General features: G+C 72.1%; 18 protein-coding genes. 5 read left to right on the plus strand and 13 right to left on the minus strand.

Features of this window, described 5'->3' with window-relative positions; translation table 11 throughout:
- The first annotated feature begins 71 nt into the window (after positions 1-71).
- Positions 72-656, plus strand: a complete 585-nt coding sequence (locus ACZ6WH_RS08560) for an alcohol dehydrogenase catalytic domain-containing protein (RefSeq protein ID WP_469726970.1) — start codon at positions 72-74, stop codon at positions 654-656.
- 54 nt (positions 657-710) lie between these two features.
- On the opposite strand, the gene ACZ6WH_RS08565 is transcribed toward ACZ6WH_RS08560, so the two are convergent.
- Together ACZ6WH_RS08565 and ACZ6WH_RS08570 are read right to left on the minus strand one after the other, a co-directional pair.
- On the minus strand, positions 711-1,595 hold the full coding sequence (locus tag ACZ6WH_RS08565; RefSeq protein WP_469726972.1) for an intradiol ring-cleavage dioxygenase: 885 nt from the start codon (positions 1,593-1,595) through the stop codon (positions 711-713).
- 69 nt (positions 1,596-1,664) lie between these two features.
- Positions 1,665-2,432 (minus strand): hypothetical protein, encoded by a 768-nt coding sequence (locus tag ACZ6WH_RS08570; RefSeq protein WP_469726973.1) that lies wholly within the window; start codon positions 2,430-2,432, stop codon positions 1,665-1,667.
- Between the two features lie 126 nt (positions 2,433-2,558).
- Between ACZ6WH_RS08570 and ACZ6WH_RS08575 the strand changes: the two genes are divergently transcribed.
- Positions 2,559-3,959: an aspartate aminotransferase family protein gene (locus ACZ6WH_RS08575; protein WP_469726974.1), complete on the plus strand. Its 1,401-nt coding sequence runs from the start codon at positions 2,559-2,561 to the stop codon at positions 3,957-3,959.
- A 1-nt stretch (position 3,960) separates the two neighbouring features.
- On the opposite strand, the gene ACZ6WH_RS08580 is transcribed toward ACZ6WH_RS08575, so the two are convergent.
- The 4 genes from ACZ6WH_RS08580 to ACZ6WH_RS08595 all read right to left on the minus strand — a co-directional run bounded on the left by ACZ6WH_RS08580 (position 3,961) and on the right by ACZ6WH_RS08595 (position 8,942).
- Positions 3,961-5,772: a bifunctional sugar phosphate isomerase/epimerase/4-hydroxyphenylpyruvate dioxygenase family protein gene (locus ACZ6WH_RS08580; RefSeq protein WP_469726975.1), complete on the minus strand. Its 1,812-nt coding sequence runs from the start codon at positions 5,770-5,772 to the stop codon at positions 3,961-3,963.
- Between the two features lie 10 nt (positions 5,773-5,782).
- A complete protein-coding gene (locus ACZ6WH_RS08585) occupies positions 5,783-6,652 on the minus strand; it encodes a shikimate dehydrogenase (protein WP_469726977.1) in 870 nt (289 codons plus the stop codon).
- Positions 6,653-6,756: 104 nt separating this feature from the next.
- Positions 6,757-8,121 carry an MFS transporter gene (locus ACZ6WH_RS08590; RefSeq protein ID WP_469726979.1) on the minus strand — a complete coding sequence of 455 codons (1,365 nt, stop codon included), beginning with the start codon at positions 8,119-8,121 and terminating at the stop codon, positions 6,757-6,759.
- 158 nt (positions 8,122-8,279) lie between these two features.
- On the minus strand, positions 8,280-8,942 hold the full coding sequence (locus ACZ6WH_RS08595) for a TetR/AcrR family transcriptional regulator (protein ID WP_469726981.1): 663 nt from the start codon (positions 8,940-8,942) through the stop codon (positions 8,280-8,282).
- A 207-nt stretch (positions 8,943-9,149) separates the two neighbouring features.
- Here ACZ6WH_RS08595 and ACZ6WH_RS08600 point away from each other — a divergent pair, with 207 nt between their 5' ends.
- Positions 9,150-10,454 (plus strand): acyltransferase family protein, encoded by a 1,305-nt coding sequence (locus ACZ6WH_RS08600; protein ID WP_469726983.1) that lies wholly within the window; start codon positions 9,150-9,152, stop codon positions 10,452-10,454.
- Between the two features lie 31 nt (positions 10,455-10,485).
- Here ACZ6WH_RS08600 and ACZ6WH_RS08605 read toward each other — a convergent pair whose 3' ends face one another.
- The 7 genes from ACZ6WH_RS08605 to ACZ6WH_RS08635 all read right to left on the minus strand — a co-directional run bounded on the left by ACZ6WH_RS08605 (position 10,486) and on the right by ACZ6WH_RS08635 (position 16,213).
- Positions 10,486-11,292, minus strand: coding sequence for an alpha/beta fold hydrolase (locus ACZ6WH_RS08605; RefSeq protein ID WP_469726984.1), 807 nt, complete (start codon positions 11,290-11,292; stop codon positions 10,486-10,488).
- A gap of 252 nt (positions 11,293-11,544) precedes the next feature.
- Positions 11,545-12,189 (minus strand): CoA transferase subunit B, encoded by a 645-nt coding sequence (locus ACZ6WH_RS08610; RefSeq protein WP_469726986.1) that lies wholly within the window; start codon positions 12,187-12,189, stop codon positions 11,545-11,547.
- Complete coding sequence (locus tag ACZ6WH_RS08615) at positions 12,189-12,974, minus strand: CoA transferase subunit A (protein WP_469726987.1); 786 nt, start codon at positions 12,972-12,974, stop codon at positions 12,189-12,191. Before ACZ6WH_RS08615 ends, ACZ6WH_RS08610 begins: the two co-directional genes overlap by 1 nt.
- 11 nt (positions 12,975-12,985) lie before the next feature.
- Entirely contained in the window at positions 12,986-13,267 is a 282-nt protein-coding gene (catC, locus tag ACZ6WH_RS08620; protein ID WP_469726988.1) for a muconolactone Delta-isomerase, read from the minus strand.
- Positions 13,268-13,269: 2 nt separating this feature from the next.
- Complete coding sequence (gene catA / locus ACZ6WH_RS08625) at positions 13,270-14,127, minus strand: catechol 1,2-dioxygenase (RefSeq protein ID WP_469726989.1); 858 nt, start codon at positions 14,125-14,127, stop codon at positions 13,270-13,272.
- A 48-nt stretch (positions 14,128-14,175) separates the two neighbouring features.
- Entirely contained in the window at positions 14,176-15,279 is a 1,104-nt protein-coding gene (locus tag ACZ6WH_RS08630) for a mandelate racemase/muconate lactonizing enzyme family protein (RefSeq protein WP_469726991.1), read from the minus strand.
- A 22-nt stretch (positions 15,280-15,301) separates the two neighbouring features.
- Positions 15,302-16,213, minus strand: a complete 912-nt coding sequence (locus tag ACZ6WH_RS08635; protein ID WP_469726992.1) for a LysR substrate-binding domain-containing protein — start codon at positions 16,211-16,213, stop codon at positions 15,302-15,304.
- 234 nt (positions 16,214-16,447) lie between these two features.
- On the opposite strand from ACZ6WH_RS08635, the gene benA reads away from it, so the two are divergent.
- On the plus strand, positions 16,448-17,818 hold the full coding sequence (benA, locus tag ACZ6WH_RS08640; RefSeq protein WP_469726993.1) for a benzoate 1,2-dioxygenase large subunit: 1,371 nt from the start codon (positions 16,448-16,450) through the stop codon (positions 17,816-17,818).
- 15 nt (positions 17,819-17,833) lie between these two features.
- Positions 17,834-18,352: a benzoate 1,2-dioxygenase small subunit gene (gene benB, locus ACZ6WH_RS08645; protein ID WP_469726995.1), complete on the plus strand. Its 519-nt coding sequence runs from the start codon at positions 17,834-17,836 to the stop codon at positions 18,350-18,352.
- The last annotated feature ends 28 nt before the right edge of the window (positions 18,353-18,380 follow it).

Genomic DNA, 18,380 nt, shown 5'->3' on the forward strand with positions numbered 1-18,380 from the left:
CGACCGCGGTTGACGTCCGAGCATGGGCGCACCGCGTCACCGGACGCGGGAATCCCAGGGGGAGGCGTGCCGTGAAGGCAGCAGCGATCCGTTCCTTCGGCGGTCCCGAGGCCGTCGAACTGCTCGATGTGGCGACACCGGCGGCCGGGCCGGGCGAGGTCCGCGTGCGGATGCGGGCGGCCGGCGTCCAGCCCGCCGACTGCGCGGTGCGCGGCGGCTGGGCACCACCGGGCCAGGAGCTGTCCTTCCCGCAGAAGATCGGCAACGAATTCGCGGGCGTCGTCGACCAGGTGGGGGAGGGCGCGGCGGGCTTCCCCGTCGGCAGTGAGGTACTGGGCTGGGCCCTGCTGGCGGCGCACGCCGAGTACGTGGCCGTCCCCACCGACCGGATCGTGCCGAAGCCCGCGGCGATGCCGTGGCCGGTCGCCGGGGGGCTCTCCGCGTCCGGACAGACCGCGCACACCACGCGGGAGCGGCTGAAGGTGGGGGCCGGTGACACGCTGCTGGTGCACGCGGCGGCCGGCGGCGTGGGGACCGTCGCCGTCCAGTTGCACATCGAGATCGCCGGTACGTACCCCCTCGCGGAGGCCGCCGAGGCCCACCGCGCGGTCGAGACCCGGCACGTCAGGGGGAAGGTCGCCCTGGTGGCCGGCTGAGCTCGGGGGAGGTGGTGCCGCACCGCTCGGCGGGGGTGCGGCACCACCGTGGGGTCAGCTGCCGGCCGAGGGGGAGGAGGTCGGGGCGGGGAAGCCGCCCTGGCCGTCGTTGACGGCGTCAGGGTCGACGCCGAGGGTGATGGACGCGTGCACGCCGCGCCCCATGTGCCGCTCGTCGTACCGCAGCGCGAGCATCCCGTCGGCCGCGGTGTCGCCGGTGTAGAGCATGTCCTCGGCGTTGGTGGTGCGCTCGGTGGTGTTGGTGGCGTACGGCTGCTGCCGTGCGACGGCCTCGATGGCCGGCTCCGGGAAGTACAGCTGGCCGGTGTGGCAGTCGGTGCCGCCCTCGTACTTGCCGTGCGTGAAGACGCCGTCGACGTGCACCTTGGTGTGGATGTGCACGGCCCTGCCGCGGTACCAGCCGGGGAAGACCGTCCGGAAGGTGACCCAGCCGGCCCGGTCGGTCATCCGGAAGCCGCGCAGGTAGGTGGTGTCGCTGTCCGGCTCGGCGTGGCCGCCGCCACCGCCGGGCGGCGGGCCGGTGGGCACGGCGGTCGGGGTGCCGGCGGGCGGCGTGGAGCCGTCGCCGGAGGACGCCTCCTCGTAGCTGGAGTAGATGCCGAGCGCGTCGCAGTGCCAGATGTCGACGGCCACCCGGGAGAGGGGGCGGCAGTGCACGGAGTCGATGACGCGGATGCGGAGGGTCAGCGGGACGCCCGGCTTCCCCTCGGTGACGTCGGAGCGGTACTTGTCGTAGTCGAGGTAGTAGGGGCCCTCGATGGACTCCTTCGTGAGGCGGAGGCAGTCCGTGGTGACGGGCTCCTCGGCGGATGCGTTGCCGGACAGGACGGCCCCGCCGAGACCCGCGGCGGCGATGCCGGCGCCGCCCGCGGCCAGGATCCGGCGGCGGCTGAAAAGAGGTGCGCTCTCTTCTGTCATGTGTCGCACGGTACCGAAGGTTTCTAGGAGGAACCTGTGAACTGCCTTATGAAACAAGGCTGTTGAACCTCACGACACCGTCGGGTCGGGCTCCGTGAAGGAGTTCCAGAGGGCGACCAGGGTCGCGCCGAGCAGTTCGGGGAGCGGCGCGCGGGGCGCCGGGCCGTCGGGCAGCGGAGCGCCGGGGTCCACCCGGGCGCGCAGGCAGAAGCCCTCCAGGACGGCGAGCAGGGCGACGACGAAGTCGGTGACGGTGCGCCCGGGTGCCGTCCGGCGCCCCTCGCGGGCCAGCAGCCGTTCCAGCGCGGCGGCGTAGCCGAGGCCCAGCTGCCGGTAGCCGTCGCGGGCGGCGGCGCGTACTCCGGGATGCTCGCCGAGGACGTAGAAGGTCAGGTAGACGTAGGTGAGCGGGTTGGCGCGGGCGCGTTCGAGGTAGCCGGCGGCGACCGTGGTGAGGAGGGTCTCGACCGGCGCCGTGGTGTCCGCGAGCGCCAGCAGCTCGGCCACCGCATCCCGGTCCTCGGGATACGCGTCCGGCCCCAGCAGGTGGAACATCAGGTCCGCCTGGTAGTCGGCCTGGGTGGGCCACAGGGGGTAGATGGCGCCGGTGGTGATCGGCTGGGCCGGGCCGACGCCCGGCTGCCGGCCCACGGCGATCTCGGTGGCGAGCCGCGCCACGTCGGTGAGCCTGATGTGCGCCAGGGGGCCGGCGAGCGCCCGGTCGGAGGTGTCGGATGCGTGCCGGCGCACCAGCTCCATGCCCGCCTCCAGCATCAGGGCCCGGGTCTCGGCCGGTGAACGCCGGCTCCTTCGTGTCTTCCTGGTGACTCCCGGCATCGCGCTGCTGCCCCCTCTGTCGGTGCCGCCACTTTCGTAGAAAAGCTACCGTAACTTTTCTCTCTACCGTAACTTCGCTACGGAGCTTGGTCGTTGCACGCCCGCGAGCGTAAGGAGACCGGCACGATGACGCAGCAGTTCCCGCTGGACGCAGCACGCGCCCACGCCCTGGACCAGCTGATCGAGGAGCAGGAGAAGATCCTCACCGACCGCACCGCAGGCTCCGTCCGCCTGCGCGAAGAGGCGCAGGAGACACTCGCCGGCGGAGTCGCCTCCGCCTGGCAGGACTCCCGGCCGTGCGCCGTGTGGATCGAGGACGGACACGGCGCGCACGTCCGCGACGTGGACGGCACCGACTACGTCGACCTGCACGGCGGCTTCGGCGTCGGCCTCGCGGGCCACGCCCACCCGGCGATCGTCGCCGCGGTCGGCGAACGGGTCCGGCACGGCACGCACTTCGCGCAGCCCACCCGTGACCTGATCCCGGTGACCCGGCTGCTCGCCGAGCGCTTCGGGCAGCCGCGCTGGCGCTTCACCAACTCCGGTACGGAAGCGACGATGGCCGCCGTCCACCTGATGCGGGCCGCGACCGGGCGCAAGAAGATCCTCAAGGTCGAGGGCAGCTACCACGGCCACCACGACGCGGTGCAGGTCTCCGGCTACGCCCGCGTCGCCGACGACATCGGCCCCGACGACCGGCCGCGCTCCGTGCCGTACGGACCCGCCTATCCCACGGAGATCACCGATCTCACCCTCGTCGTGCCGTTCGGCGACCTCGGCGCGGTGGAACGGACGCTGGCCGAACACCCCGGGGGGATCGCCGGGATGATCATCGAGCCGATCATGATGAACATCGGCCTGATCATCCCGCCGGACGGCTACCACGCCGAACTGAAGGCCCTGCTCCACCGGCACGGCGCCCATCTCGCGTACGACGAGGTCAAGACGGGCTTCGCGGTCGCACCCGGCGGCGCCACCGAACTCTTCGGCACCACCCCCGACATCGTGTGCCTGGCCAAGTCCATGGCCGGCGGCATTCCGTGCGGCGCGATCGGCGCCACCCGGGAGCTGATGGACCGCATCGCCGACCACACCTATGAGCAGGTCGGCACCTTCAACGGCAACCCGCTGATGCTCGCGGCCGTCCGCGCGATGCTCACCGAGGTGCTGACCGAGGACGCCTACCGCGGCTTCGACGCGCTGCGGTCACGGATGGCCGGCGGCGTGGAGGCCGCTCTGCGCAGCCACGGCCTGCCGGGGTACGTGGCCGCACGCGGCGCCAAGGGTTCGGTGATCTTCACCGAACGGCTGCGCCACTTCCGGGACTTCCTCGCCTACGACGACCGCTGGGGCCATCTGCACTGGCTCTACCAGCACAACGGCGGCGTCTTCCTGCCGCCCTGGGGCAAGACCGAACAGTGGACGCTGTCCGTGCAGCACACCGCCGAGGACGCCGAGCGGTTCGTCACCAACTTCGAACGGTTCGCCGCGGCGGCGGACACCGCCCTCGCCGCCGCGGCCGCCTGACCTACTGGCGCACCGGCCGGCTGCCCGCGTCGGCCGTGTGCTGTGCCGCCAGCCGTACCGTGGCGTTGGCCGCGCCGTATCCCTGGTAGCCGCCGCGCCGTTCCACGAGCTCGAAGAAGACCCGGCCGACGGTGACGGTGTAGCAGTGCAGGAACTCCCCGCCGTCCGCCTCCTGTTCGTAGAGGATGCCCAGTTCGCGGAAGGCCGCCAGGGTGTCGGGGGCGAGGTCGTACCGCGCGTCTAGGTCGTCGTAGTAGTTCTCCGGGACGGGCAGCAGCCCGGCGCCGTTCTCCCGCACCCGGCGCGCGGTGGCGAGCAGGTCGTCGGTGGCCAGCGCGATGTGCTGCGGCCTGCTCCCCTGCTCGCCCGGTACGGGCGCGACGTTCAGGGCGACCCGCAGGGAGCCGGCGGCGTTGGCGACGGCGCGGCTGCGGAAGAGGCCGTAGGGGTCGGCGAGGTCCAGGCTCTCGTTCGGGCGCAGGCCCAGCACGCTCGCGTAGAAGAGGGCCGCCTCGTCGAAGTGGTGCCAGGGCTGGGTGAGCGCGACATGGTCGATACGGGTGACCCCGGCCGCGCTGCCCGGCGCCGCGGGGGACCCGAAGTCCGCCGTCCAGCTGGGGTGGTCGTCCCGGTCGGTGCGGCAGAAGAACAGCTCCGTGTCGTCCGGCGCGGCCACCGCGTCCAGCGGTACGTCCCCGGGCGCGCGGCGGCGGGGCACGACCGGCGCGAGCAGCGACTCGGCTCGGCGCACCGCCGCGCCCGGCTCCGGGCTCTCCAGACCGAGCGCGACCAGGCCCGGACCCTCGCGGCGGGCGCCGCTCACGGTGTTGAGCAGCACCCGGGCCTCGCCCTGCTGCCACAGCTCCACCGGCTTGCCGCCGGTGTGCCGGCCGGTACGGGCGAAGCCGAGCGCGCCGAGCAGGGAGCGCAGCGGCTCGGTGTCGGCGGCGGCCAGCTCGGCGAAGGCGAACCCGTCCGGGACGACCGGCGCGGGCAGGCTGCTGAGCCCGGCCGCCTCCTCCAGGGCGATCAGCGAGCGCATCGCGTCGACGGCCGTGCGGCCCGCGTCCGCCTGCCGGAAGACATCGTTGAAGATCTCCAGCGAGAGCGGCCCGGAGTAGCCGGCGCGCAGTACGTGGCCGAGCAGCCCGGCGAGGTCGAAGCCGCCCTGGCCGGGGAAGCAGCGGTAGTGCCGGCTCCACTGCAGGACGTCCATCGCGAGCTTCGGAGCGTCGGCCAGCTGGAGGAAGAAGATCTTCTCGCCGGGGATGTCCTCGATGCCCTTGGGGTCGGAGCCGCGCGAGAGGATGTGGAAGCTGTCCAGGCAGGTGCCGAGCGCCGGGTGATCGGCCCGCTCGACGATGCGCCAGGCGTGGTCGTACGTGTTGACGTGCCGGCCCCAGGCCAGCGCCTCGTACGCGAGCCGGATGCCGTGGTCGGCGGCGCGCTCGGCGAGGGCACGCAGCTGGCGCGCGGCGAGCGCGTCGTCGTCGACCGCGTCCGCCGAGACGCTGGAGCACACCAGCATCATGTCGGCGCCCAGCCGTTCCATGACGGCGAACTTCCGCTCCGCGCGCCGCAGGGTGCGTGCGAAGACCTCGTCCGGGACCGCCTCGGCGTCCCGGAACGGCTGGTAGAGGTCGATGGACAGGCCGAGGTCGGCGGCGCGCAGCCGGACCTCCTCGGGGCTGAGCGGGCCGGCCACCAGGTCGTTCTCGAAGATCTCGACGCCGTCGAACCCGGCCGCTGCGACGGCGCTGAGCTTCTCGGAGAGCGAGCCGCTCAGCGACACCGTGGCGATGGATTTGCGCATGGGGGCCTCCTCAGACCGCGGCGGCGCCGACCAGGTCGGCGAGGTCGGCGAGCATGTCTTCGGCGTGCGGTTCCAGGCCGGTGAAGAGCCGGAAGGCGTCGGCGGCCTGGAAGACGGCCATGCCGCCGCCGTCCAGCGTCCGGCAGCCCAGCTCCCGCGCGGTACGCAGCAGTTCGGTCTCCAGCGGGCGGTACACGACCTCGGCGACCCACAGGTCAGCGCGGAGCAGCCCGGCGGGGAGCGGCAGGCCGGGGTGGGCCGCCATGCCGGTGGGCGTGGCGTGCACCAGGCCGTCGGCGCCGGAGAGGACGGCGGGCAGCCGGCCGGGGGTGGTGGCGGTGGCGCGGCCGGCGCCGAAGCGGGCGTTGAGCGCGTCGGCGAGCGCACCGGCCCGTACGGCGTCGGTGTCCACGAGGGTGAGCAGGTCGGTGCCGAGCGAGAGCATGGCGTGCGCGACGGCGGCGCCCGCGCCGCCCGCGCCGATCTGGACGACCTGCCGGGTCGCGGCGCCGGGCAGGCCGCGCGCGAAGGACTGGGTGAAGCCGGTGACGTCGGTGTTGTGGCCGATCGCCCGGCCGCCCCGGAAGACGACGGTATTGACCGCGCCCAGCTCGGCGGCGCCCGGCGACAGCTCGTCCAGGTGCGGGATCACCAGCTGCTTGCAGGGGTGGGTGATGTTGAGTCCGTCGAAGCCGAGCGTCCGGGCGGCGGCGATCAGCTCGCCGATGGACTCGGCGGGCACGCCCAGAGTGTCCAGGTCGAGCGTCCGGTAGAGCAGCCGCAGGCCGTGCCGGTCGGCCTCCCGCTCGTGCAGGGCCGGGCTCAGCGAAGGACCGATGCCGGAGCCGATGAGGCCGGTGAGATACGAGGGCGTGGACAACGCGACTCCCTGGTGGTGCGCAATGTACGAACTGGTTAGTTAATTATGGCGGCAGAGGTCCGCGGACGGAAGGGGGGCTCCCGGACCTCTGCCGCCGGCGGCGCTCAGGTGGAGGTCGCGCCCGCCAGGTCGCCGCGGTCGCGGGCCGCGTCCGGCTTCTCGCCGAGCAGCAGCGTCGGCACCCGGTACGTCTCCCGGCCGGTGAGCACGGCGAGCGAGCAGATCACGCAGGTACCGGCGGTGAAGGCGGCCACGCCCAGCCAGTTGTCGCCGCCCGGGCCCGCGATCCGCTCGGCGATGCTCACGGCGAAGCCCGCCACCGCGAAGCCGATCTGGGTGCCGATGGCCATGCCGGACAGCCGGACCCGGGTCGGGAACATCTCGCCGTAGAAGGACGGCCAGATGCCGTTGGCGGCGCTGTAGACGACGCCGAAGAAGAGGATGCCGGTGGCGAAGACCAGCGGGTAGCTGCCGGTGGTGACCGCCCACAGATAGACGAAGATCAGCACGGCGGAGCCCAGCGAGCCGATCAGGAAGACGGGCTTGCGGCCGATGCGGTCCGAGAGCTTCGCCCACAGCGGGATGGCGGCCAGCGCCACCACATTGGCCAGCGCGCCCACCCAGAGCATCGCCGACTTGTCCAGGCCGACCGCGTCGCCGGTGGCGAACGCCAGGGCCCAGACCGAGAAGATCGTGGAGACCGTGGCGATCAGGGCCGCCGCGATCACCCGCAGCACGTCCGCCCAGTGGTGCCGCAGCAGGTCGGCCAGCGGCAGCCGGGCCACCGCGTCCTCCGCCGCGGCCTGCTCGAAGACGGGGGTCTCCGACAGTTTTCGGCGGATGACGTAGCCGACGACCGTGACGGCCACGCTGAGCAGGAACGGCACCCGCCAGCCCCAGGTGTAGAGCTGCTCGTCGGGGAGCGCCGCCACCGGGATGAAGATCACGGTGGCGAGGATCTGGCCGGCCTGGGTGCCGTTCAGCGCGAAGCTCGTGTAGTACCCGCGCCGGCCCTCGGGCGCGTGCTCCAGCGTCATCGAATTGGCGCTGGCCTGCTCGCCGGCGGCGGAGAGGCCCTGCAGGACGCGCATCAGCACCAGCAGGACCGGTGCGGCCGTGCCGACCTGCGCGTACGTCGGCAGGCAGCCGATCAGGAAGGTCGACAGGCCCATCAGCATCAGGGTGAAGACCATGATCTTGCGGCGGCCGAGCCGGTCGCCGAAGTGGCCGAGGAAGAGCGCGCCGATCGGGCGTGCCGCGTAGGCGACACCGAAGGTGGCCAGCGAGATCAGCGTCGCGGTCGCCGGGTCGGACGGGTCGAAGAAGACCTTGGGGAAGACCAGCGCGGCGGCGCTGCCGTAGATGAAGAAGTCGTAGTACTCCAGCGCGCTGCCGATCCAGGCGGCGACAGCGGCCTTGCGGGGCCGGGCGGGGGGCGGGGCCCCGGCCTCGGACGAGAGAGCGGACATGCCTGCTCCACGGGGGGAGGGCCACCGGCGCGAGGGGCGGGTGGCGGCGAGTTAACGTACTAGATAGTTAGTTGTGGGGGTGCAGCGATCGTGAACCGCCCGCAGGTCACTGTCAAGACATCTCGGGGAAACAATTCCGCCGTGGGCGGCCGCGCCGCTCAGCCCGCCGAGGACCCCGTCAGATAGCCGAGGACCATGTCGCCGAGCATCGTGCGGTAGTGGTCCCGGCGGTCCGCCGCCGTCAGGTCCCGCGCGAAGAGCGCGCCGAAGGTGTGCCGGTTGGAGACCCGGAAGAAGCAGAACGAACTGATCATCGCGTGCAGGTCGACCGCGTCCACGTCCGCCGTGAACACGCCCTGCGCGCGGCCCTCTTCGAGGATCCGGCCGATCACCTCGATGGCCGGGGAGTTGAGCCGGCCGATCGTCTCCGAAGCGGCGATGTGCTCCGCCTCGTGAATGTTCTCGATGCTCACCAGGCGGATGAAGTCCGGGTGCGCCTCGTGGTGGTCGAAGGTCAGCTCGGCCAGCCGCCGGATGGCCGCCGCGGGATCCAGGTGCTCGACGTCCAGCCGCTGTTCCTGCTGCCTGATGCCCGCGTACGCGTGCTCCAGCACGGCCGTGAACAGCTGCTCCTTGCTGCCGAAGTAGTAATAGATCATCCGCTTCGTGGTGTGGATGCGGGCCGCGATCTCGTCCACCCGGGCGCCCGTGTACCCCTGCCGCGCGAACTCCTCCGTCGCGACCTTCAGGATCTCCGCCCGGGTCCGCGCCGCGTCGCGCTGCCGGCCTGCGGTACGGGCCGACGGGTGAACGGCGGTCATACGGCTGGCTCCTCGGATGCGGTCCACTGGTCGGCCCAGTGTAGGCAGGCCCGACCGGCGCGCGACGAGTAGCCCGGACGGCCCCGGGTGACCCGTACGACTGATGCGACGTCAGTCCGACGTGCGGCCACTACGCCACGTACGTACGGTGTGACGATGAGTGATGCGGTGTGGTTGATGTCGACCCGGGCGTCACGCCCGGCGCACGTGCCTGACCTGCCGGGCGCCGGCGACGGACCGGGGCCCGACCGCCGGCTGGCCTGGCTGGACGCGCTGCGGGGGGTCGGGGCACTGATGGTCGCCCTGCACCATGCGGGACCGCGCTACCTCCCGGAGCTGTCCGCCACCGTGCTGCGCTGGTTCAACCCCGGCACCTACGGCGTCATCGTCTTCTTCCTGGTCAGCGGCTACATCATCCCGGCTTCGCTGGAGCGGCGCGGCTCGCTGCGCCGGTTCTGGGTCGGCCGGGTCTGCCGCCTCTACCCGCTGCTGATCGTGGCGCTCGCGGCCACGGCGCTGCTCGCCCGGTGGGGCCCGGGGCAGCTGCGCGAAGGGCTGGGGGAGCGCGACCCGCTGAGTGCCCTGCTCGCGCACGGGACGATGCTGCAGGACCTCCTCGGCGTGCCCAACGCGCTCAACGTGCTGTGGACCCTCTCCTACGAGATGGTCTTCTACTTCCTCGTCGCGGCGCTCTTCGCACTGCGGCAGCACCGCCGCTCCGCGCCCGCGGCCCTCGGCGTGGCCGCGCTCGGCGTCGCGGCCGGCGGACTGCTCCCGGCCGCCGCGCTGACCCGGGGCCTGGGCGGCGCGCCGGTGATCGCGGCGACCGCGCTCGGGGCTGCCGTCGCGCTGTGCGCCGTGCTCTCCGGCCGGATGCCGTGGGGCCGGGCAGGGGCGCTGCTCGGCGGTGCGCTGGCGGCCGTCCTCGTCCTCTGCAACGGCCGCATCCCGCCCTGGCAGGGGCTCGCGCTGCTGTCCCTGATGTTCACCGGGACCGTGCTGTACCGCATGGAGCGCGGGCAGCTGAGCAGGGCCGCGGGGACGACCGTCGCGGGCACGGTGCTCGCCGCCTGCGTCCTGTCGGCGGCGCTGCACATCGGTCCCCGCGGCGACGCGGTCACCGGGGGCGCCGACCCGCAGGCCGCCGTGCGGATCTGGGCGCTCACGGTCGGGCTCGCGCTCCTCACGTTCGGCGCGGCGATGGCCCTGCGGCGCCACCGCGTACCGCAGTGGCTCGCCTTCTGCGGCGTGATCAGCTACTCGCTCTACCTGCTGCACCCGCTGGTCCTGGAGGTCTGCGACCTGGCCGTGCCCTGGCAGCAGCACGACACTCCGCTGCTGGTGGCCGCCTACCTCGCGCTGCTGCTGCCGCTGAGCATGCTCGCGCACCGGCTGGTCGAGCTGCCGGGACAGCGCCTGGGGAAGGTCCTGGCGGGCCCGCCCGGCGGCCTTCCGGTGCCCCGGCAGGAACCGGCGGTACCGCCCGCGGCGGCCCGCGGCGAGGCCGTCTGACGGCAGCCTGCCGCGCGGGCGTACGGCGGGTTCAGCGGCCCGCCGTCGCCGCGTCCAGGTGCACCCGCAGCGCCGCGTTCACCGCGTCCGGCCGCTCCACGCCCGCCAGATGGGCGGCGCCCGTGACCTCCACGAGGGCCGCCCCCGGCACCCCGTCGGCGATCTCCCGGGCCAGCGCGGGCGGCGTCGCCGGGTCCTGGCGCCCGGCGATCACGAGCGTGCGGGCCGTGACCGACCACAGCGCCGGCCGCACGTCGTAGCCGGCCAGCGCGTCGCAGCAGGCCGCGTACCCGGCCGGGTCGGCGGCGGAGAGATCGCCGAGCAGTGCCGTACCGCGCGGTCCTGCGGCGGTCCCCGGATCGGCGAACCAGCGGCCCGGCGTCGCCTGCAGCACCGCCGCCGTGCCGTGCGCGCGGACCGTGGCGGCCCGCTCCCGCCAGCCGGCCGGTTCGCCGAAGCGGGCGGCGGAACAGATCATCGCGAGCGAGGCGAGCCGGTCGGCGTGGTCCACCGCCAGCCGGGCGCCGATCGCCCCGCCGAGCGAGATCCCGGCGTAGTGGAAGGTGCTCCAGCCGTGGTGATCGGCCAGGGACAGGACGAGCCGGGCGAGGTCCGCGACGGTGGTGCTGCCCGGCGTGGCGTCGGGCAGCACGTCGACGGGTGTGCCGCCGTGCCCGGGCAGGTCGAAGCGGAGCACCCGGTGGGCGCGGGCCAGTTCGGCCAGCTGTGGTTCCCACACGGCGAGCGAGGTGCCCAGCGACGGGCCGAGCACGAGCGGCGGTGCGTCCTCGGGGCCGTCGAGGCGGTGGTGGAGCAGCGGGGGAGCGGTGCGGGTCACGGGGTCTCCTGCGGAACGTACGGGGGTGGCGGCGGTGGCGCGGGCAGGACGGAGCGGCCTGCCCGCGCCCCGCCGCCGGGCGTCCGACGGATCCGGACGCCCGCGGCCGGCGCGGGGTCCCGGGCGCGCGCCGCATGAGTCGGGCACCTGGCGGGGCGCGTACGGGACCGGATGCCCGCACCGGCCGGGCTCGGTTCCCGCCGGCCGGACGGCTGTCCGGGAGTCCGGCCGGCGGGACGGTGAGGTGGCGGGTCAGCCGCGTGTGACGGGGACCCGCACGGAGGCGGCGGTGCGCGCGAGAAGTTCCCCGGCGGTCACGCCGGGCGCGGTCTCCACCAGGACGAGCCCGTCCCCGGCGACGTCCAGGACGCCGAGGTCGGTGATGATCCGGTGGACGCAGGCCCGGCCGGTCAGCGGCAGCGAGCAGCTCTCGACGATCTTCGGGCTGCCGTCCTTGGCGGTGTGGTCCATCACCACGACCACCCGGCGGGCGCCGTGCACGAGGTCCATCGCGCCGCCCATGCCCTTGACCATCTTCCCCGGGATCATCCAGTTCGCCAGGTCACCGCCGGCCGATACCTGCATGGCGCCGAGGATCGCGGTGTCGATGTGCCCGCCGCGGATCATGCCGAAGGAGAGCGCGGAGTCGAAGAAGGCCGCGCCCGGCAGCACCGTGACGGTCTCCTTGCCCGCGTTGATCAGGTCCGGGTCGACCTCGTCCTCGGCGGGGTACGGGCCGACGCCCAGCAGCCCGTTCTCGGACTGCAGCACCACGTCCACGCCCTCGGGCAGATAGCTGGGCACCAGCGTGGGCAGCCCGATGCCGAGGTTCACGTAGTCGCCGTCGCGCAGCTCGCCCGCGGCCCGCGCGGCCATCTCTTCCCTGGTCCAGGCCATCAGGCGCGCACCGTCCCTTCGCCCTCCGGCGGCGCGGCGACCGTGCGCCGCTCCACCTTCTTGTCCGCGGCCTGCTCCGGCGTCAGCGCCAGCACCCGCTGGACGAACACGCCGGGCAGGTGGACCTCGTCGGGGTCCAGCTCGCCGGGCTCGACCAGCTCCTCCACCTCGGCGACGGTGATCCGGCCGGCCATCGCCGCGAGCGGATTGAAGTTGCGTGCCGCCTTGTTGAAGACGAGGTTGCCGTGCCGGTCGCCCTTCGCGGCCCGGACGAGCGCGAAGTCGGTGGTGATGCCGCGCTCCATGACGTAACTCTCGCCGTCGAACTCGCGCACCTCCTTGGGCGGCGACTCCTTGGCGACCTCGCCCTCCGGCCCGTACCGCAGCACCATGCCGCCGTCCGCGACGTCCGTGCCCACCCCGGCCGGGGTGTAGAACGCCGGGATGCCGCAGCCGCCGGCCCGCAGCCGCTCGGCGAGCGTGCCCTGCGGGGTCAGCTCCAGCTCCAGTTCACCGGCGAGGTACTGCCGCGCGAACTCCTTGTTGGCGCCGACGTAGGAGCCGGTGACGTGGGCGATCCGGCCGGCGCCGAGCCAGATGCCCAGGCCGCCGCCGTCCACGCCGCAGTTGTTGGAGACCACGCTCAGGCCGCTCGCGCCGGTCTCGTACACGGCCTGGATCAGCACGTCGGGGACGCCGCTGAGCCCGAAGCCGCCAACGGCGAACGAGGCGCCGTCCGTTACGTCCGCCACCGCTTCGGCGGCGGTCGCCACGACCTTGTCCATGCTCCCCTCCGTCAGGCGTTGATGTCGGAGGGATGCACCGCCAGCGGCGTCACCTCGATGGACATGTACGGGAAGAGGGGCAGGCCCCACAGGATGTCGTGCAGCTCGTCGTTGGACTCCACGTCGAAGACGCTGAGGTTGGAGTACTGGCCGACGCACCGCCAGATGTGCGGCCATTTCCCGGACTTCTGCAGCTCCTGGGAGTAGGCCTTCTCGCGGGCGATGGTGTCGGCCTTGACCTCGGGGTCCAGGCCGGTGGGGAGGTGCACGTCCATCTTCACGGCGAACAGCATGCTCAGGCCTCCGTCCGGTCCATCACGAAGTCGTACGTGACCTCGTTGCCCCTGCCGTCGGCCGCGGGCTTCGGGGCGAGGACCAGCTCGGGCTTCACAGCCGAGGCGATGTCGTCCTCGACGTGGCTGCCGCCCTCGAAGTACAGCTGCGTGGTGATCAGCTGGTGGCCGGGTGCCGACACCTTCAGGTGCAGGTGCGCGGGGCGCCAGGCGTGCCAGCCGGCCGCGGCGATCAGCTTGCCGCAGGAGCCGTCGGTGGGGATCTGGTACGGCGCGGGCTGGATCGTGCGGATCCTGAAGTTGCCCTGCTCGTCGGCGACGACGGTGCCGCGCAGGTTCCACTCCGGCAGGTTCGGCGCGTACTGCGAGTACAGGCCGTCGTCGTCGGCGTGCCACATCTCCACGTGCGCGCCCGCCAGCGGCGCACCGTCCACGCCCCGGACCTGGCCCTGGAAGAGCAGCGGTGTGCCGGCCTCGTTCTCGCGCATCGGCAGGGTGGTCTCGGCCTCGTGCCGCGGCGACTCCGGGACGTAGTACGGGCCCTCGATGGTGCCCTTGCTGCCCTGCCGGTTCTCGTTGGCGACCTCCTCGACGACGTGCTCGATCCACACGTCGAGGAAGAGCGGCCACTCGCCGTCCTGGCCGACGCCGATCAGCCACGCCTTCAGCGCGTCGTACTCGGCGTACGTCACCTTGTGCCGGCGGATGACGTCGTGCACCGCGGTGATGACCTCGGTGGCCAGCGTGGAGACGCGCTCCGTGCCGGCGGCGGCCTCGGACCGCTGCTTGGCGCGGAAGGCCTCGGTGGCCGAGGCGCCGGAGGCGGCGGCGGTGGCCTGCTCCTGGACGTTCTCGCTCATGGTCGTGCTCCTGTCCTGACGGGGGAGAGGGGGGAGGAAGGGGGCGGCTCAGGTGTCCTGGCGGTAGCGGGCCAGTTTTTCGGGGTCGAGGACGAGGCCGAGGCCGGCGCCCTCGCGGACGCGCAGCGTGCCGTCCTCGATCCGCAACGGCTCGGCGAGCAGGTCGTCGCTCATGTCGAGGAAGTTGGACAGCTCGCCCGCCCGGCGGGCGGTCAGTTCGTAGGCGGATCCGAAGGCCGCGGTGCACAACGTGCCTATCTGGCCGTCGATCTGATTGCCCATCACGGCCTCGACGCCCAGGCCCTCGCACAGGTGGTGGACGCGCTGGGAGTACGTGAAGCCGGTACGGGCCGTCTTGATGCTGATGGCGGTCGCCGAACCGCCCAGCAGCTCGCGGGTCACCTCGCCGGGGCGTACCGCGCTCTCGTCGGCGACGAAGGGGATGTCCGTGTGCGAGACCAGCCACCGGCGGCCCATGACGTCGTCGGCCGGGCACAGTTCCTCGGCCAGCGTCAGGTCCAGGCCGTCCATCGCGCGCAGCGCGCGGGCCGACTCCGAGGCGGTCCAGCCGCGGTTGCCGTCGATGTAGAGCTCCACGTCGTCGCCGAGCCCCTCGCGCAGCGCGCGGCAGGCCTCGACGTCGAGTTGGAAGGGGCGGCGGCCGACCTTCACCTTGAAGGTGGTGATGCCGTAGGTGCCGCGGATGCGCTGCGCCTCGGCGACCATCCGCTCCGGCGGCGCGAACCCCACCATGTGCGAGACCCGCATCCGGTCGGTGAAGCCGCCGAGCAGTTCGGTGACCGGCAGTCCGACGGACTGCCCGATGACGTCCCACAGGGCCATGTCCACGGCCGACTTGGCGGTGGGGTTGCCGACCGTACGGTCCATGCGGGCGTGCACGGCTTCGCGCGCCGTCGGGGCCAGGCCGGTGAGCTGCGGCGCGAAGATCCTGTCGATCACCGCGACGATGGATTCCTGGGTCTCGCCGTAGGTGAAGGGGCGCGGCGGCGCCTCGGCGACGCCCACGAGGCCGTCGTCGGTGTGGACGCGTACGAGGACGTGTTCTGCCGTGCGGACCTCGCCGCTGGCGAACTTCAGCGGCTTCTTGTACGGGATGGCGAACGGAATCGCCTCGATGGCGGTGATCTTCATCGGTCCTCGTTTGCGGTGGTCTTCATCGGTCCCCGGGGGCGGGGTCCGGGACGAATACGCCGTGTGTCTCCAGGACGCCGATCAGCGTCTCCAGCAGGGGCGAGGCGTCGTTCTCGCGCCAGGCGAGGGCGAGTCCGACGGTCTCCGCGTCCCGGAGGGGCTTGAAGACGACGCCGTCGCGGGAGACCGAGCGGACGGAGTCGGGGAGCAGGGCGATCCCCAGGCCGGCGGCGACGAGCGCCAGCGCGGTCGAGGTCTCGGTGACATCGTGTGCGCAGTGCGGGTAGTAGCCCGCCGCGAGGCAGCTCCGGGTGACCGCGTCGTTGACGACGGAGCGGGAGTTGACCGCGTACATGATGAAGTTCTCGTGGCGCAGCTGGCCGACCTCGGCGGCCTCCGCATCGCTCAGCCAGTGGTCCTCGGGGACCGCCAGTACCAGCGGCTCCCTGGCGACCTCCCGGCAGACGATGCCCTCCTGCCGGACCGGCGGCCGGAGCATGCCCACGTCGAGGCGGTTCTCGCTGAGGGCCAGCTCCTGTGCCGGGGTCAGCAGCTCGGTGTGGATCTCCAGTGCCACCCCCGGCATCTCCTCCTTGACCAGCCGGGCGATCTCGGGCAGCTGCCGGTAGCAGGCGGTGCCGGTCAGGCCGAGCCGCAGGATGCCCTCGGCGCCCTTGGCGAAGCGGCGCACGCGAGTGGTCGCCTCGTCGACCGACTGCAGGATCCGTACGGCGTCGGTACGGAAGACCTCGCCGGCCCCGGTCAGGGCCACCTGGCGGGTGGTCCGGGTGAACAGCTCGACCCCGAGGTCGGCCTCCAGCTGCCGGATCGCCTGGGACAGCGGGGGCTGTGCCATGTGCAGGTTCTCCGCGGCGCGGCCGAAGTGCCGGGTCTCGGCGACGGCGACGAAATAGCGCAGGTGGCGCAGTTCCATGGGGCCTCCTTGGCTTCCTTGCCGCCGGATGCGGCTCATCGTAGGCAGCGGCTTCCAGACGAGAGAAATACTCTTTTACCGTCGATTGATATGCAAGGAATCTGAATAAGGCCCTGGGTCAACCCTGGGGAAATGCCCGGGGTGGCGTCGTCACCCCGCTGCCATGGTGCTGAAAAGCGGCCGTGAGAGCCCCCGACGGGACGACGGGGCACCGGGCGCAGGTTTGGAGGGACCATGACGCAGACGTCGGTCACCACCCGGGCGATCCTGGACGACGCCCTGGTGGAGGACGAGGAGAACGGCATCCACCGGGCCCGGCGGAAGATCTTCACCGACGAGGAGATCTTCGAGCTGGAGATGAAGCACATCTTCGAGGGCAACTGGGTCTATCTCGCTCACGAGACGCAGATCCCGGAGATCGGCGACTACTTCACGACGTACATCGGCCGCCAGCCCGTGGTGATCTCGCGGAGCAAGGACGGCGAGCTGAATGCGCTGATCAACGCGTGCAGCCACCGCGGCGCGATGCTCTGCCGCCGCAAGACGGACAACCGCACCACCTTCACCTGTCCGTTCCACGGCTGGACGTTCAACAACTCCGGCAAGCTGCTGAAGGTCAAGGACGGCCGCGGCGCCGGCTACCCGGAGCAGTTCAACAAGGACGGCTCGCACGACCTGACGAGGGTCGCCCGCTTCGAGAACTACCGCGGCTTCCTCTTCGGCAGCCTCAACCCGGACGTGAAGCCGCTCACCGAGCACCTCGGCGAGGCCACCAAGATCATCGACATGATCGTGGACCAGTCCCCGGAGGGCCTGGAGGTGCTGCGCGGCTCCTCCACCTACACCTACGACGGCAACTGGAAGGTCCAGGCGGAGAACGGCGCCGACGGCTACCACGTCTCCGCGACCCACTGGAACTACGCGGCCACCACGGCGCGCCGCACCTCCGGCGAGTCCGCCAACGACACCAAGAACATGGACGCCGGCAGCTGGGCCCGTCAGAAGGGCGGCTACTACTCCTTCGAACACGGCCACCTGCTGCTGTGGACCCGGTGGGAGGACCCCTCCAACCGCTCCCTGAACGAGCGCCGGGACGCGCTGGTCGCGGAGTTCGGCGAGGTCAAGGCCGACTGGATGATCGAGTACTCGCGCAATCTCTGCCTGTACCCGAACGTCTACCTGATGGACCAGTTCAGCTCCCAGATCCGGCACTTCCGCCCGATCGCGGTGGACAGGACAGAGGTCACCATCTACTGCATCGCCCCCAAGGGCGAGAGCGCCGAGGCCCGCGCCAACCGCATCCGCCAGTACGAGGACTTCTTCAACGCCTCCGGCATGGCCACCCCGGACGACCTGGAGGAGTTCCGCTCCTGCCAGAAGACCTACCTGGCCGGCGCCGCCCCCTGGAACGACCTCAGCCGCGGCGTCGCCCACCGGATCACCGGGCCCGACGAGGACGCGAAGAAGCTCGGCATCCACCCCATCGCGAGCGGCGCCCGCACCGAGGACGAAACGCTCTACCCGATCCAGCACGGCTACTGGCTGGACACGATGCGCAAGGCGGTGGCCGCCGAGGGCGCCGCCACTCCCGGCCAGGACCGGTAAGGACGGAGCGAGGACATGACCGTGAGCACCGAGACGGCCACCGCGGCCGTCACCGTGGAGGACATCCGCCAGTTCCTCTACCGCGAGGCCCGCTACCTCGACGACCGCGAGTTCGAGAAGTGGCTGGAGTGCTACCACCCGGACGTCGAGTTCTGGATGCCGGCCTGGGCCGACGACGACGAGCTGACCCGCGACCCGCGGACCGAGATCTCCCTCATCTACTACGCCAACCGCGGCGGCCTGGAGGACCGGGTCTTCCGCATCCGCACGGACCGCTCCAGCGCCACCAGCCTCCCCGAGCCGCGCACCGGGCACCACATCACCAACGTGGAGGTGGTGGAGCGCCGTGGGGACGTCGTCGACCTCCGCTTCAACTGGTACACGCTCTACTACCGCTACCAGAACATCGACCCGTACTTCGGGACGTCGTTCTACACGGTGGACTTCTCCGGGGAGACGCCGCTGATCACGAAGAAGAAGGTCGTTCTGAAGAACGACTGCATCCATCACGTGGTCGACATCTACCACATCTGATCTCCCGCCCTTTCCCCGAAGCGAGTTC

The sequence above is a fragment of the Streptomyces sp. NPDC050806 genome (assembly GCF_055586425.1).